Origin of the sequence: Saccharothrix xinjiangensis (assembly GCF_039527585.1) — a bacterium.
In the GTDB taxonomy this organism is placed as follows: domain Bacteria; phylum Actinomycetota; class Actinomycetes; order Mycobacteriales; family Pseudonocardiaceae; genus Actinosynnema; species Actinosynnema xinjiangensis.
In genome coordinates, this window is sequence record NZ_BAAAKE010000005.1 from 300,827 (window position 1) to 315,313 (window position 14,487).

A 14,487-nucleotide genomic window follows, 5' to 3' on the forward strand; every position below is an offset into this window, starting at 1 on the left:
ACGGTCCGACACAAACCCCCGGGATGGTTAACGGCTGGTCACGGAGGGTGAAGATGTCTGAAAAGTGCCTGGGAGGTGTATGCCTGGGACATGGCAACGTCGGTGCAAGAGACGGAACGCAAGTACGAGGCGCCCGACGGGGTGGCGCTGCCGGACCTGGCCGGGCTGCCCGGCGTCGCCGCGGCGGCGGGCCCTGAGGAGCAGCGGTTGGAGGCCGTCTACTACGACACCTCGGACCTCCGGCTGGCCCGCGCCGGGCTGACGCTGCGCCGCCGCACCGGCGGCGACGACGCGGGCTGGCACCTGAAGCTGCCGGTCGGCGGCGACACCCGCGAGGAGCTGCGGCTGCCGCCGGGCCGCGCGGCCAAGCACCCGCCCAAGGAGCTGGGCTCGCTGGTCCAGGTGCACGCCAGGGGCAACGCCCTGACCCCGGTGGCGCGCATCCGGACCACGCGGCACCGCTGGCAGCTCGTCGACGACAAGGGCCGGTTGCTCGCCGAGGTGGTCGAGGACCTGGTCTCGGCGCAGGACTCGGTGGACAACTCGAACGTCGAGTCGTGGCGCGAGGTCGAGGTGGAGCTGGGCGAGCGCGGTGACGTCGGGCTGCTGGAGCGGGTCGAGGCGCGGCTGTCGGACGCCGGGATCGTGCGGTCGCGGTCGTCGGCCAAGTTGACCCGGTTGCTGGCCGGGCGGATCTCGGCGGGCTCGGGCGGTTCCGGTGGTTCGGCCGGCTCCCGTGGCTCGGCCGGCTCGGGTCGTGGCGGGTCCGCGGGCGACGTGGTGCGGGCCTACCTGCGCGAGCAGGTCGACGCGATCAAGCACCAGGACCCGCGGGTGCGCCGGGGCGAGGACGACGCCGTGCACCAGCTGCGGGTGGCCACGCGGCGGATGCGCAGCGCGTTGCAGGCGTTCGGCGTGGTGGTGTCGCGCGACGGCACCCGCGAGCTGACCGAGGAGCTGAAGTGGCTGGCCGGGGTGCTGGGCGAGGCCCGCGACCTGGAGGTGCTGCGCGACCGGTTCGAGCGGGCGGTGCACGAGTTGGACGACGCCCTGGTGCTCGGGCCGGTGCAGGCCCAGCTGACCAGGCACTTCGCCCCGAGGGAGGCCGCCGCGCAGGAGGCGGCGGTGGCGGCGCTGGACAGCGCCAGGTACTTCGCGCTGCTCGACGCGGTCGACGCGCTGGTCGCGAACCCGCCGTTCACGCCCCTGGCGGGCAAGAAGGCCGCGAAGGTGCTGCCCGACCTGGTCGACAAGACCTACCGCAGGCTCGCCAAGCGGGTCGCGGACGCGAACGACGACACAGGGCTGCACGAGGCGCGCAAGTCGGCCAAGCGGCTGCGGTACGCGGTCGAGGTGGCCGAACCGGTGTTCGGCAGGCGGGGGAAGGAGTACCGGAACAAGGTCAAGGACGTGCAGACGCTGCTGGGCGAGCACCAGGACAGCGTGGTGGCGCGGCCGGTGCTGCGCGAGCTGGGCGCCATGGCGCAGCTCGACAACGAGAACGGGTTCACCTTCGGGCTGCTGCACGGGCTGGAGGCCGCGTCGGCGCAGCGGGTGGAGTCGCGGTTCGCCGTGACCTGGAAGGCGTTGGGGCGGCCGAGGCTGAAGTGACCGCGGTCGGGGCGGCTGCCGTTGGGGCGGCTGCCGTCGGGGCGGCTGGGTTGAGGTCGCGGCGGTTGGGGCGCGCGGTTGAGGCCGCGGCCGAAGCCGGGCGGTGCGGGCCGATTGGTCTGGACCTTGACACCTCCTGGTGCGGCTGTAACGGTGGCTTGGGCCGCCGCCCTTGGTCCACCCGCCAGGAGGACGTCACTTGTCCAGAGCGAAGGAAGGCGCCGCGAGGCGCGGGCTCGGTCGAGCACTCGCCGCACTGCTGCTCCTGGGCGCGGTCGGAACGCCGGCCCCCGCGCAAGCAGCCCCGGAGACATCGTTGCACCACATCGTGCCCGCGCCCGTGCAGGTCAACCCGCGCCCCGGCGTGGCCTACCGGCTCGGCGCGCACACCCTCATCCACACCCACCCCGGCTCGACCGCGGCCAAGCGCGTCGGCGAGTACCTGGCCGGTGTGCTGCGGCCCTCGACCGGTTACCGGCTGCCGGTCGTGCCCGGCGCGTCCACGCGCGGCATCACGCTGCTGCTGGCCGGCGCGGACCCGTCAGTGGGAGCCGAGGGCTACCAGCTCGACGTGAGCCGCTCGGGCGTGGTCATCCGGGCCCGCACGGCGGCGGGCCTGTTCGCCGGGGTGCAGACGCTGCGCCAGCTGCTGCCGGCCGAGGTCGAGGCCAAGACCAGGCAGCGCGGACCGTTCACCGTGCCCGGCGTCCGGGTGCTGGACTACCCGCGTTACGCCCACCGCGGCGCGATGCTGGACGTGGCGCGGCACTTCTTCTCCGTCGACGAGGTCAAGCGGTACGTCGACCAGATCGCGCTCTACAAGATCAACCGACTGCACCTGCACCTGACCGACGACCAGGGCTGGCGGCTGGAGATCAAGAGCTGGCCGCGGCTGACCGAGCACGGCGGCAGCACCGAGGTCGGCGGCGGCGAGGGCGGCTACTACACGCAGGAGCAGTACCGCGAGCTGGTGGCCTACGCGGCGTCCCGGCACATCACGGTGATCCCGGAGATCGACATGCCGGGCCACACGAACGCGGCCCTGGCCTCGTACCCGGAGCTGAACTGCGACGGCGTCGCGCCGCCGCTCTACACCGGCATCGAGGTCGGCTTCAGCTCGCTGTGCATCGACAAGGACGTCACCTACCGGTTCGTCGACGACGTGCTGCGCGAGGTGGCGGCGCTGACGCCAGGTGAGTACCTCCACATCGGCGGCGACGAGGCGCACGCCACCACCGACCCCGACTTCGACCGGTTCATGGACCGGGTGCTGCCGATGGTGGCGAAGCACGGGAAGACCGCGAGCGGGTGGCACGAGTTCATCAAGTCCGGGCCGCCGGTGGAGGCCGTGCCGCAGTTCTGGGGCACCAGGACCACCGCGCCGGACGTGGTGGCGGCGGCCGAGCGCGGCAGCAAGATCGTGCTGTCGCCGGCGAGCAAGGCGTACCTGGACATGAAGTACGACGCGACCACGCCGCTGGGGTTGAGCTGGGCGGGGTTCACCGACGTGAAGGACGCGTACGACTGGAACCCCGGGGCGTACGTCGAGGGGTTGCCCGCGGAGGCGGTGCGCGGGGTCGAGGCGCCGCTGTGGAGCGAGACGCTGACGAACTCGGCGGACGTGGAGTTCATGGCGTTCCCGCGGTTGCCGGCGATCGCGGAGTTGGCTTGGTCGCCCTGGTCCACGCACGATTGGGAGCGGTTCAAGGTGCGGTTGGCCGGGCAGGGTGACCGGTGGCGCGTGATGGGCGTGAACTTCCACCCGTCGCCCGAGGTGCCCTGGCGGGGCTGAGTTTCGCAGGGGGCGGCTTCGTGCCGCCCCCTGTGTTTTCCCGGGGTTCGCGGGGTTCGCGGGGTTCACGAGCGGTCGCTCGCCGCTGGGCAGGCCTCCGGGGGAAGAGCGTGGGGCTCCAACTTTGCCAAGCCGCCCAAGCCGCGTAGTTGGTCTTTTCTCGTCGGCGTGTCCTCCGGTGGGGCATCGCGTGTCCTCCGGTCAGGCATCGCGAGTCGTACGTTCGGGACGCGCGAGTCGTACGTTCAGGTCCACCGTGTCGAACGCTCAGGACCGGTGAGTTCTACGTTCGGGTCTGGGGGCCGGCGGTTGCGGCGGGCTCTGGTTCAGCGCTCCGGTCCTGGTGACGGCGCTTGCCGCTCTTCCCGCACCTGGACCTCGATGTGCGTCCGGTGGGCGCCGGGGTCCCAGATTTCCTCGAACGGGGCCAGGAAGGAGTGGCCACCGCCCACGCGGCGTGCTCGGACGGCGAACCACGCGAAGCCGGCCGGTACCACGAAGAGGACCGCCACCTGTGCCAGGAAGCTCATGCCACGACGGTACAGTAACACTGTGTTTCCAGAAACAGTGTGTTACTGAAAGGTGGGCGATGGTCCGGCTGACGCGGGTTCAACAGCAGCGGCTCACTCATGAGCGGTTGTTGGAGGCGGGGCGGGAGGTGTTCCTGCGGCGCGGTTTCCTGCCGGCGACGGTGGAGGAGATCGCGGCGGTGGCCGGTTACACCAGGGGGGCCGTCTACAAGCACTTCGGTGGCAAGGAGGGGTTGTGGTTGGCGGTCGTCGCGGATCGTGCCGAGGCGCACCTGCGGGCGCTGGACGACGTCCTCGGGCGCGCGTCCTCGCGGGAGGAGTTGCTGGGCGCGTTGACGCCGGTCGGCCCGCCGGACGAGGAAGCGGCGCGGTGGAGCGCGGCGACCGCGGAGGTGTTGGCGGCGACGGCCGGGCAGCCCGGCGTCGCCGAGGCGGTCGCCGCGGCCCAGCACCGGCATGACGAGCGGTTCGCCGAGTTGCTGGACCGGCACTGCGACCGGTTGGGCGTGCGGCCCGCGCTGCCCGTGCCCGTGGTCGTCGCGGCGCTGGGCGCGTTGGGCATCGGCCTGGCGCTGCGCCGGGCGGTGGACCCCGGCGCCGATGTGGGGGCGATCACCGGCGGGGTGCTCGGCGCGCTGCTTGCCTAGGCTGTCCGGCGTGGGGTTCTTCCAGCCGGGTGACGTGGCGTTGCGGCGCGAGGTGCTGCACGGCAGGCCGTGGTCGGTCACGCCGACGCGGGTCGTGGCCGACGGGCCCGACCTGCTCGTCGTGTTCACGCCGCCGGGCGCGGTGTTCGGGTTCCCGCCGCACGACCGGCCCCACCACTGGCAGCTCCGGGGCCGGACGCACTGGCGCGGCGTCGGCAAGCTCCAGCTGCACCGGCCCGGCGACGCGTACTCGGTCGACCTGTACTGGGACGGGGACGGCCGGTTCAAGGGCTGGTACCTCAACCTCCAGGACCCGTTCCGGCGCACCCCGCTCGGGTTCGACACGCTCGACCACGCGCTGGACTACTGGGCGCCCGCCGGGGGCGGCTGGGAGGAGCTGGACCGCGACGAGTTCGAGGAGCAGGTCGCGGACGGCAAGTACACCGCCGCGCAGGCCGAGGCGATCGCCGCCACCGGCGTGGAGGTCCGGGCCATGCTGAGCGCCGGCGACACCTGGTGGGACCCGGCGTGGGCGGCGTGGCGGCCCGACCCGGGGTGGCCCGCGCCGGTGCTGCCCGCCGGCTGGGAGGACTACCCGCTGCCGTGAAACCCCAGGAGCTGGTGGACGAGCTGGTCGCGCGGGTCGACGCCCTGCCGCGCTCGACGTGGGCCAGGGTGCTGGTCGACGGCGCCCCGCCGACCGGGCCCGGCGAGCTGGCCGACCGCCTGGTCGAGCCGCTGCGCGCGTTGGGGCGCCCGGTGCTGCGCGTGTCCGCCGACGACTTCCTGCGGCCCGCGTCCGTGCGCCTGGAGCACGGGCACGAGGACCCGGACTCGTTCCGCGACTCGTGGCTGGACGTCGGCGGGCTGACGCGGGAGGTGCTGGCGCCGCTGGACCCCGGCGGCTCGGGGCGGGTGCTGCCGAGGCTGTGGAACGCGGCGGCGGACCGGGCGCACCGCGCCGACTACGTCACGCTCGGCCCGGCCGGGGTGCTGCTGCTGGACGGCACGTTCCTGCTGGACAAGTGGCTGCCCGCGGAACTGGCCGTGCACCTGCGGCTGTCGCCGGGCGCGCTGGAGCGGCAGGTGCCGGACGGGTGGCGGTGGACGCTGCCCGCGTACGCCTCCTACGAGCCGCACGCCGATGTGACGGTGCGCTACGACCACCCCGCGAGGCCCGCTCTCGTGGGTACAGTGAGCTGAAGGGGGTGAGGACGTGGACAGGGTGCGGCTGCTGATCGCGCTGTTCCTGCCCGCGCTCTACGCCCTCTCGGTCCTGAACTCGCCAACCGAGGTGGTCGCCGCCGTGGCGGCCGTGGCGCTGGTGGCGCTGCTGCTCACCGCGCCGGTCGTGCGGGCCGCGCCCGCGTGGGTGCGGTCGCTGTCGATCCGCGAGAAGTCGCTGCGCGCCGCGTTCCTGCGGTTGCGCGACCCCGACGCCGCCGGGCGTCCCCGTCCCAGGGCACCGGGATTCGGCCTGTAGCGCCGAGTCCCCTTCTTCCTGCTCTGGATACGGAGTTCCCCCTTGTTCCACGCCCTGGGCTCAGCCCTGGCCGGGATCGCCACGCCCGCCCTGGCCATCGTCCTGTTCACCGCGGCCGTCCGGCTGCTGCTGCACCCGCTCAGCCGGGCCGCCGTGCGCGGCGAGAAGGCCCGCGCCGCCCTCGCGCCCGAGCTGCGCGGGCTCACCGACAAGTACGGCAGGGACCGGGTACAGCTCCAGGAGAAGACCCTGGAGCTGTACCGGGAGAACGGCACCTCGCTGTTCGCGGGCTGCCTGCCCGCGCTGGCGCAGGCGCCGTTCTTCATGGTCATGTACCAGCTGGTCACCACGCCGAACCCGCTGCTGGAGGGCACGCTGCTCGGCGTGCCGCTGGGTGCGCACTGGTTCGGCACGTGGGCGCACACGCCCGTCTTCCTCGGGCTGTTCGCGCTGCTGGCGGTGGTCGCGTTCGCGACTTCCCGCTGGCAGGCGGCCGTGGCGGCGCGCAGCGGGGCGCCGCAGCCGCCGTTCGCGGGGCTGCTGCGGCTGCTGCCCTTCGGCACGGTGCTGATCGCCGCCGTGCTGCCGCTGGCCGCCGGGGTCTACCTCATGACCACGACTAGCTGGACGCTGCTGGAGCGAGCTTTCCTGTACCGCGCAATTCAGCTCCCGCCTCGTGCAGGTACTTCAGCACGTGCCCGTACGAGGTGAACAGGCCGCACTCGGCGTAGGACACCGAGTGCCGGTCGCAGAAGTCGCGGACCAGCGCCTGCGCGTGGCGCAGGTGCGGTCGCGGCATGCTCGGGAACAGGTGGTGCTCGATCTGGTAGTTCAGGCCGCCGAGCAGGAAGTCGGTGAACCAGCCGCCGGTGACGTTGCGCGAGGTGAGCACCTGCTTGCGCAGGAAGTCCAGCTGGTGGCCCGCCTGGAGCACCGGCATGCCCTTGTGGTTGGGCGCGAAGGAGATGCCCATGTAGACGCCGAACAGGCCCTGGTGGATCGCGATGAACGCCAGGGCCTTGCCCGGCGACATCATCGAGAACACGAGGGTCAGGTAGCCGATGACGTGCACGGCCAGCAGCGCCAGCTCCAGCCGCCAGCCCTTGACCTCGCGGCGCACGGCGGCGGCGGTGCTGATGATGTGCAGGCTGAAGCCCTCCAGCAGCAGCAGCGGGAAGAACAGCCACGCCTGGTGCTTGACCACGAACCGGAAGAAGCCGCGCTTGCGCTCCGCCTGCTCGGCGCTGAACGCGAGCACGGCGATGTCCACGTCCGGGTCGTCGTCCTCGTGGTTGGGGTTGGCGTGGTGGCGGGTGTGCTTGCCCATCCACCATCCGTAACCGACGCCGATCAGCAGGTTGCCCAGCAACAGGCCCGCGGTCTGGTTGGCGCGGTGGTCGGCGAAGACCTGCCGGTGACCCGCGTCATGGCCGAGGAAGGCGATCTGCGTGTAGACCACGGCGAGCACCGCGGCGGGCACGAGCTGCCACCAGGAGTCGCCGATGAGCAGCACAGCTGCGACGGTGAGCAGTAAAGCTCCCACCGCCCCTGCGAAGTGCCAGGAGTAATAGCCGATGCGTCGATCGAGCAGACCCTGCTGCTTGACCAACCGGGAGAGTTCAGCGAAGTCGCTGCCGCGGGTGCTCACCAGCGGAGGGTACGTGTTTCCCGGTGGCCGGATCAGGCCAGCCTGAGTTGCAGCTGCGCGAACAACCGGAGCAACGGGTCCTCCAGGTCGAAGCCGCCGATCTCCGCCGCGCGCCTGACCCGGTAACGCAGCGTGTTCGGGTGGACGTGCAGCTTCGCCGCCGCGGTGCGCACGTCGCCGAACTCGTCGAGGTAGGCCAGCAGGGAGCGGGCCAGCTCCGGGTCGAGCGCCGACAGCCTCGGGTCGCGGATGCGCGGGTGCCCGGCGAGCAGCGCGAGGACCTCGCCGACCAGCACGCGGGAGCGCACGTCGGCCAGGGTCGCCACGTCGGCGTCGAGGTCGCGGGCCATCGCGTCGAGCACCCGGTCGGCTTCCTCGCGCGAGATCATCACCTCGTCCGCGGTCGGCACCGTCGACCCGACGGCGGCCTGCACGCGCAACCCCATGTGCTTGCCGGCGGCGGCCACGATCTCCTTGGTGAGGGCGAGCAGCGGGGCCTTCGGCGGCAGGTCGGGCAGCAGCGCGTAGGTGCGGCCGGACCGCTGGCTGACCAGGGCGGTGCGCCGGTACGCGGCGGCGTGTACGGAGATCAGGCCGGTCATCTCGGCGCGGCGCAGCTCGTGCTCGGTGCGGTCGGCGTGCTCCTGCCCGCGCAGCGCGAACACCACGACCGCGGCGGGCCGGTCCGGGTCCGCGCCGATCTGCTCGGCGATCGCGCCGGCCTCCGCCCGGCCGTCGAGCAGCGAGGCGAGCAGGTTCTCGCGGAACGCGACCGCCGGCTCGCGCTGCTGCACCAGGTGCAGCGCGGTCACCCGGGCCGCGCCGAGCAGGGCGCGCTCCGCCTGCTCGGTCAGCGGCGCGGCGCCCTCCTGCACCCAGATCGCGCCCAGCGTCCGCGCGCCCGCGTGGACGCCGACCGCCAGGCGGCGGCGGATGCCCAGCTCGGGGTGCTCGTCGATGCGGACGACCTCCTCGCCCGAGCGCAGCCGCTGGTAGACGCCCCACTCGCGGAGCATCTTCAGGTAGGGCTCGGGCCCCTGGCGGCCCAGGATCGACAGCCGGCGCAGCTCGTCGACCTCGTCGGACGAGCGGGAGTAGGCGAGCACGCGGCTCGCGGTGTCCTCGATGCTGACGCTGCCGCCGGTCAGCGCGGCGATCGTCTGGGCCAGGCCGAACAGGTCGCCGACGGTCTCGCCCGCGCCCGCGTCGGAGGTCAGGCGGGCGTTGTCGACCACGCTCCTGGCCAGGGCCTCCAGGTGCTCCCAGCGCACCTCGGGGCGGACCGCGAGCAGGGCGACGCCCGCGTCCGCCGCGGCCTGCCGGAGCACGGGGGCGGGCACGTCGACCTTGACCGCCACGGCCACCGCTCCCCCGGCCGCGGCCGCCTTGACCAGCGGCAACGCCGCGCGACCGCGGGCGCCGACCACCAGCGCCAGGTCGCCGGGCCGCACGTCGGGCACGTCGTCGGGGTCGAGGATCACGACGTCCAGCACGTCGGCGTCCAACCCGTGCGGCGCGGCCTGCACCTCGACGAACGGGTCGCCGAGCGCGATCAGCACCTGACGCAGGCTCATCCTTTTGTCCATTCGTACAACGGCGGGTGGTCAAGCCTAGAGGTGAGGACAACTGCGCGCAGGGTCGGAAGTCCTACCGTTTGGGGAACCCAACCACAGTTGGGGCAACCCCGATCACGTGGCGAAGGAGCAGCTTGTGGATGCCGTGACCACGGTCCCCGCACCGGTCAACGAGCCCGTCCTCGGTTACGCCCCCGGCACCCCGGAGCGCGCGCGGCTGCAGGCGGAGCTGGCCGAGCTGGCCAAGGAGCCCGTCGAACTGACCCTCACCATCGGGGGCGAGCAGCGCGCCGGCGGCGGCGAGCCGTTCGACGTCGTGCAGCCGCACAACCACCGCGCCGTCCTCGGCACCGCCCGGGGCGCCACGCGGCAGGACACCCGGGACGCCATCGCGGCCGCCCGCGAGGCCGCGCCCGCCTGGCGCGCCATGTCCTTCGACGACCGGGCCGCGATCCTGCTCAAGGCCGCCGACCTGCTGGCCGGCCCGTGGCGGGCCAGGCTCAACGCCGCCACCATGCTCGGGCAGTCCAAGAGCGCCACCCAGGCTGAGATCGACGCCGCGTGCGAGCTGATCGACTTCTGGCGCTTCAACGTCTCGTTCGGCCGGCAGCTGCTGGCCGAGCAGCCGCAGTCCTCCCCCGGCGTGTGGAACCGCACGGACCACCGCCCGCTGGAGGGCTTCGTCTACGCGATCACGCCGTTCAACTTCACCGCCATCGCCGCGAACCTGCCGACCGCGCCCGCCCTGATGGGCAACGTGGTGCTGTGGAAGCCCTCGCCGACGCAGGGCTTCGCCGCGCACCTGACCATGCGGCTGCTGGAGGAGGCGGGCCTGCCGCCGGGCGTGATCAACCTGCTGCCCGGCGACGGCCTGGCCGTGTCCGAGGTGGCGCTGGCCGACCCGGACCTCGCCGGCATCCACTTCACCGGCTCGACCAGGACGTTCCAGCACCTGTGGGGCCAGGTCGGCGCGAACATCGCGAACTACCGCGCCTACCCGCGGATCGTCGGCGAGACCGGCGGCAAGGACTTCGTGCTGGCCCACTCCTCCGCCGACGTGGACGTGCTGCGCACCGCGCTGGTCCGCGGCGCGTTCGAGTACCAGGGGCAGAAGTGCTCGGCCGCGTCCCGCGCCTACGTGCCGCGCTCGGTGTGGAACCGGCTCAAGGACGACTTCCTGGCCGAGGTCGAGTCGCTGACCGTGGGCGACGTCACCGACTTCGGCAACTTCATGGGCGCGGTGATCGACCGGCGGTCGTTCGACAAGCTGTCCGGCGTGCTGGAGTCCGCGCGCCGCGACCCGAAGCTGGAGATCGCGGCCGGCGGCACGGCCGACGACGCCGAGGGCTTCTTCGTGCGGCCCACCGTGCTGGTCGGCGAGGACCCCGGCCACGAGGTGTTCACCACCGAGTACTTCGGCCCGGTCCTCGCGGTCCACGTGTTCGAGGACTCCGACTACGACACCGTGGTCAACCAGATGGAGAACGCCGCGCCTTACGCCCTGACCGGCGCGGTCATCGCCCAGGACCGGCGCGCCATCGTGAAGGCGCAGGAGGACCTGCGGTTCGCCGCGGGCAACTTCTACGTCAACGACAAGCCCACCGGCGCGGTCGTCGGCCAGCAGCCGTTCGGCGGCGGCCGGGCGTCGGGCACCAACGACAAGGCGGGCTCGGTCCACAACCTGCTGCGCTGGGTGAGCCCCCGGTCCATCAAGGAGACCTTCGTTCCCCCGACCTCCGTTCGCTACCCGCACCAGGGGTGACCATGCTCCGCTCCGCACTGCTCGCCGCCTCCCGCTCCGGCGCCGTCCGCGGGCTGGTCGAGCGCACGCCGCTGACCAGGCCGGTGGTCAAGCGCTTCATCTCCGGCGACGACGTCGACGCGGCCGTCGCCACCACCGGCGAACTGCTGGCCGACGGCCGGTACGTCACCCTCGACCACCTCGGCGAGGACACCCGGGACTCGACTCAGGCCGACGCCACCGTGGAGGCGTACCTCGACCTGCTGCGCCGCCTGGAGCTCGCCGGGCACACCGGGCGGGCCGAGGTGTCGGTGAAGCTGTCCGCGGTGGGCCAGTTCCTGCCCGAGGACGGCGAGAAGATCGCCCTGGACAACGCCCGCCGCATCTGCGCGGCGGCGGGCGCGGTCGGCACCACGGTCACCCTCGACATGGAGGACCACACCACCACGGACTCCACGCTCGGCATCCTGCACGAGCTGCGCGTGGACTTCCCGTGGGTGGGCGCGGTGCTCCAGGCGTACCTCAAGCGCACCGAGCAGGACTGCCGGGACCTGGCGCGCGCCGGGTCGCGCGTGCGGCTGTGCAAGGGCGCCTACAAGGAGCCGGCGTCGGTGGCGTTCCAGGACAAGACCGAGGTCGACCGGTCCTACGTGCGCTGCCTGAAGGTCCTGCTGGAGGGCCCCGGCTACCCCATGGTCGCCTCGCACGACCCGCGGCTGATCGCCATCGCGGGCGAGCTGGCGTCCGAGCGGTCCAAGGACACCTACGAGTTCCAGATGCTGTACGGCATCCGGCCCGACGAGCAGCGCCGACTCGCCGCCGAGGGCCACCGGATGCGGGTGTACGTGCCCTACGGCGACGAGTGGTACGGCTACTTCATGCGGCGGCTGGCCGAGCGGCCCGCGAACGTGGCGTTCTTCCTGCGCTCGCTGGTCACCACGAGCTAGCCCGCGGCCGGGCGCGCGCCACCTCCGGGTCGGCGTGCGCCCGGGCCACGTCGTCCACCGCCGCGACGGCGTCCCGGCACACCTCCGGCGGCGCGCCCGCCGCGCGCAGCACCTCCACGGCGCGGTGCGCGAGCAGCAGGGCCCGGTCGAGGTCGGTGTTGCCCTCCACGCACAGGCGCACGCGGAACAGCAGCGCGTCGGCGTAGCGCGGTTCGACCGCCAGCTCCGCGGGACCCCTGGTCAGCTGCCACGCCAGCACGGCCCACCGGGCCAGGTCCGCCGCGCCCGGGTGGTCCTGGGCGTGCCGCAGCACCGCGGCCCGGTGCACGGCCTCGGGGAACGCGACGGCCGCGGCGCGGTGGCGGCACAGCAGGTCGCGCCAGGTCGCGGCGGACCGCTCCACCAGGCGCGCGGCCAGCTCGTCGGCCTCGGGCAGCTCGTCGGCCAGCGCGCGCAGGGCGAGGGCCGGTTCGGGTCCCTGCGTGACGAGCACGTGGTGCGGCAGGTCCCGGGCCGCGGCCAGCACGTCCTCCGCGAGCCGCCGCGCCTCGTGCTCGCGACCGGCCCGCCGCAGCAGCCCGGCGACCCTCGCCCGCGCCGCCGTGAACGCGACCGGGTGGTGGGCGGCACGAGGGCGCAGCAGCTCCACCGCCTCCTCCGCCACCACGAGGCGCTCCAGCACGCCCGCGCCGCCGCGGTCCAGCACGTCGACCTGCGCGCCGAGGGCCGCGGCCAGCCGGACCACCGCGTCCGGGCCGCCGCCGCGGGCCGCACGGCGGCGCAGCAGCACGACCTCGTCCGCGGCCGCCACCGCCTCGGCGGGGCGGTCCCGGTGCGCGGCGGCCAGCTCGCCCAGCGCGCCCGCCAGCTCCGGTTCGAAGTCGCGCGGGTTGGCCCGCGCGAGCCGGCGCAGCACCGCGACCGACTCCTCCACCACCGCCACCGCTTCATCGGGCAGGCCGCACGACGTCAGCAGCGCGGCGATCGAGACCAGCGCGCGGGCCAGGGCGGCCTCGAAGCGCGGGTCGGCGGCCGCCACCGAGCGCCAGCGCGCCACGGCCAGCCGGGCGGTGCTCGCGGCCTCGTCGCGGCGGCCCGCGTCGAGCAGCCTGGCCGCGTGGTGGTGGGTCACCTTGGCCAGGTCGACGCCGAACAGGGCGTGCTGGTGCCCGGCCAGGTCCCGGCAGCGCACGGCGGCCTCCGCGACCGCGGCCAGCGCGCCCTCGCGGCGGCCGACCGCGGCGTAGCGCAGGCTGAGCTGGTCGAGCGCGCCCACCAGCCGCGGCGCGTAGTCGACGTCCTCGGCCGCGGCCAACCGGCACAGCTCGACGGCCTCCTCCGCCGCGCCGACGGCCTCCTCCTCCCGGCCGACCGCGACCAGCCGCAACCCGAAGTCGCCCAGCGCGTCCGCGAGCGCCGACCGGTGCTCCACCGGGTCCGCCGCGGTCAGCTCGCGGTAGAGGTCGACCTCCCGGCTCGCGGCCTCCATCGCCTCCTCCCGGAGCGCGGCCAGCGCGGCGCGGGCGCCCAGCACCCCGTGCAGCTCGGCCAGCTCGGACCGGCCCACCGCGAGGTCCCGCTCGCGGTCGCGCACCAGGGCCCGGGTGATCACGGCGGGCAGCGGGTCGCAGTGGAAGCGGGCGTCGTCGAACACGTGCCTGGCCACCGCCCGCGCCGCCTCGGGCAGCTCGGCGACGGCGCGCAACGTGGCGCCGGTGGCGGAGCGGGCCAGGCCGGGCCGGGCGGTGAACAGCCGCTGCGCGCGGCCCGGCACGTGGGGCCACCGGTCCGCGGCGCGCAGCAGCGTCTCCAGGGCCGCCGGGGTGCGCTCGGGCTCGATCCGCTCGTCGAGCAGCGCGACCGCGAGCACGTCCTCGGCGAGGCGGCCCCGCCCGGTCGCCACGGGGTCGACGCTGACGAGCCACCGCACCAGGTCGGCCGGGTCGTCGCCGCGCACCCCGTGCACGGCGGCGAGGGCGGCCAGGTGCAGGTCGTGGTAGGTGCCCGCGGCGGGCGGGCGCGCGTCCGGGCGCGGCAGGTCGAGCGCGTCGGCGAAGCGGTCGCAGGCGGCGGCGAAGGACTCGGCGTGCTCGTCCGGCGCGGGGCCCAGCACCAGCTCGGCGCTCGCGCGCCCGAGGTCCGCCGCGCGCTGGCGGACCGCCGACCACCACCAGCCCGCGGCGCGGGCGAGCAGCAGCACGCGGGTCTCCGGTTCGCGCAGCAGGTCGTGCAGGTCGCGCCACGGCACCAGGTCGGCGTCGTCCACCACCCGGACCGACGCGCCCGCGGCGAGGTGCCGCGCCAACCTGGTCTTGCCGACGCCCGCGGGACCGTGCAGCAGCAGCACGGACGACCCGCCGCCGTCGAGCCAGCGGTCGAACTCGCGCAGCTCCGCCGCCCGGCCGCGGAACGGCACCACCTCATACCTGGGGTCGAGCAGCTCACCGGGCGACAGGTCCACGATCACCATCTTGCCCGGCTGCTCAGAACCCGATCGGGTGATGGTGCCGTGCC

13 protein-coding genes are annotated in these 14,487 nt (G+C 73.9%); 9 read left to right on the forward strand and 4 right to left on the reverse strand.

The window, feature by feature from the left end; translation table 11 throughout:
* Nucleotides 1–102 precede the first annotated feature (102 nt).
* Together ABD223_RS14820 and ABD223_RS14825 are read left to right on the forward strand one after the other, a co-directional pair.
* A complete protein-coding gene (locus tag ABD223_RS14820; protein WP_344036759.1) occupies nucleotides 103–1,611 on the forward strand; it encodes a CYTH and CHAD domain-containing protein in 1,509 nt (502 codons plus the stop codon).
* Between the two features lie 199 nt (nucleotides 1,612–1,810).
* Entirely contained in the window at nucleotides 1,811–3,403 is a 1,593-nt protein-coding gene (locus tag ABD223_RS14825; protein ID WP_380646015.1) for a beta-N-acetylhexosaminidase, read from the forward strand.
* Between the two features lie 326 nt (nucleotides 3,404–3,729).
* Here the strand turns inward: ABD223_RS14825 and ABD223_RS14830 are convergent, their stop codons facing one another.
* On the reverse strand, nucleotides 3,730–3,933 hold the full coding sequence (locus tag ABD223_RS14830; RefSeq protein ID WP_344036760.1) for a hypothetical protein: 204 nt from the start codon (nucleotides 3,931–3,933) through the stop codon (nucleotides 3,730–3,732).
* A 59-nt stretch (nucleotides 3,934–3,992) separates the two neighbouring features.
* On the opposite strand from ABD223_RS14830, the gene ABD223_RS14835 reads away from it, so the two are divergent.
* Genes ABD223_RS14835 through ABD223_RS14855 form a run of 5 tightly spaced genes read left to right on the forward strand, consistent with a single transcriptional unit; the run spans nucleotide 3,993 to nucleotide 6,774 of the window.
* Nucleotides 3,993–4,580: a TetR/AcrR family transcriptional regulator gene (locus ABD223_RS14835; RefSeq protein ID WP_344036761.1), complete on the forward strand. Its 588-nt coding sequence runs from the start codon at nucleotides 3,993–3,995 to the stop codon at nucleotides 4,578–4,580.
* 10 nt (nucleotides 4,581–4,590) lie between these two features.
* The gene (locus ABD223_RS14840; protein WP_344036762.1) at nucleotides 4,591–5,187 is read left to right on the forward strand and encodes a ribonuclease FAU-1 family protein; all 597 of its coding nucleotides are present in this window, start codon (nucleotides 4,591–4,593) and stop codon (nucleotides 5,185–5,187) included.
* Entirely contained in the window at nucleotides 5,184–5,783 is a 600-nt protein-coding gene (locus ABD223_RS14845) for a nucleoside/nucleotide kinase family protein (RefSeq protein WP_344036763.1), read from the forward strand. Before ABD223_RS14840 ends, ABD223_RS14845 begins: the two co-directional genes overlap by 4 nt.
* 13 nt (nucleotides 5,784–5,796) lie before the next feature.
* Nucleotides 5,797–6,063 (forward strand): DUF6412 domain-containing protein, encoded by a 267-nt coding sequence (locus ABD223_RS14850; protein ID WP_344036764.1) that lies wholly within the window; start codon nucleotides 5,797–5,799, stop codon nucleotides 6,061–6,063.
* Nucleotides 6,064–6,105: 42 nt separating this feature from the next.
* On the forward strand, nucleotides 6,106–6,774 hold the full coding sequence (locus ABD223_RS14855; protein WP_344036765.1) for a YidC/Oxa1 family membrane protein insertase: 669 nt from the start codon (nucleotides 6,106–6,108) through the stop codon (nucleotides 6,772–6,774).
* On the opposite strand, the gene ABD223_RS14860 is transcribed toward ABD223_RS14855, so the two are convergent.
* Both ABD223_RS14860 and ABD223_RS14865 read right to left on the reverse strand, forming a co-directional pair.
* Complete coding sequence (locus ABD223_RS14860; RefSeq protein ID WP_380646091.1) at nucleotides 6,683–7,714, reverse strand: fatty acid desaturase family protein; 1,032 nt, start codon at nucleotides 7,712–7,714, stop codon at nucleotides 6,683–6,685. The two genes, ABD223_RS14855 and ABD223_RS14860, sit on opposite strands and share 92 nt — an antisense overlap.
* 29 nt (nucleotides 7,715–7,743) lie before the next feature.
* On the reverse strand, nucleotides 7,744–9,285 hold the full coding sequence (locus ABD223_RS14865) for a PucR family transcriptional regulator (protein ID WP_344036767.1): 1,542 nt from the start codon (nucleotides 9,283–9,285) through the stop codon (nucleotides 7,744–7,746).
* 136 nt (nucleotides 9,286–9,421) lie between these two features.
* Between ABD223_RS14865 and pruA the strand changes: the two genes are divergently transcribed.
* Nucleotides 9,422–11,047, forward strand: coding sequence for an L-glutamate gamma-semialdehyde dehydrogenase (pruA, locus tag ABD223_RS14870; RefSeq protein WP_344036768.1), 1,626 nt, complete (start codon nucleotides 9,422–9,424; stop codon nucleotides 11,045–11,047).
* 2 nt (nucleotides 11,048–11,049) lie between these two features.
* The gene (locus ABD223_RS14875) at nucleotides 11,050–11,973 is read left to right on the forward strand and encodes a proline dehydrogenase family protein (RefSeq protein ID WP_344036769.1); all 924 of its coding nucleotides are present in this window, start codon (nucleotides 11,050–11,052) and stop codon (nucleotides 11,971–11,973) included.
* Here ABD223_RS14875 and ABD223_RS14880 read toward each other — a convergent pair.
* A complete protein-coding gene (locus tag ABD223_RS14880; RefSeq protein ID WP_344036770.1) occupies nucleotides 11,960–14,443 on the reverse strand; it encodes an AAA family ATPase in 2,484 nt (827 codons plus the stop codon). The two genes, ABD223_RS14875 and ABD223_RS14880, sit on opposite strands and share 14 nt — an antisense overlap.
* Between the last annotated feature and the right edge of the window lie 44 nt (nucleotides 14,444–14,487).

Bases quoted from the DNA above. Each gene is read 5' to 3' on its own strand.
- ABD223_RS14830 (WP_344036760.1), bottom strand. From the start codon at position 3,933: ATGAGCTTCCTGGCACAGGTGGCGGTCCTCTTCGTGGTACCGGCCGGC.
- ABD223_RS14835 (WP_344036761.1), top strand. From the start codon at position 3,993: ATGGTCCGGCTGACGCGGGTTCAACAGCAGCGGCTCACTCATGAGCGG.
- ABD223_RS14865 (WP_344036767.1), bottom strand. From the start codon at position 9,285: ATGAGCCTGCGTCAGGTGCTGATCGCGCTCGGCGACCCGTTCGTCGAG.
- ABD223_RS14875 (WP_344036769.1), top strand. From the start codon at position 11,050: ATGCTCCGCTCCGCACTGCTCGCCGCCTCCCGCTCCGGCGCCGTCCGC.
- ABD223_RS14880 (WP_344036770.1), bottom strand. From the start codon at position 14,443: ATGGTGATCGTGGACCTGTCGCCCGGTGAGCTGCTCGACCCCAGGTAT.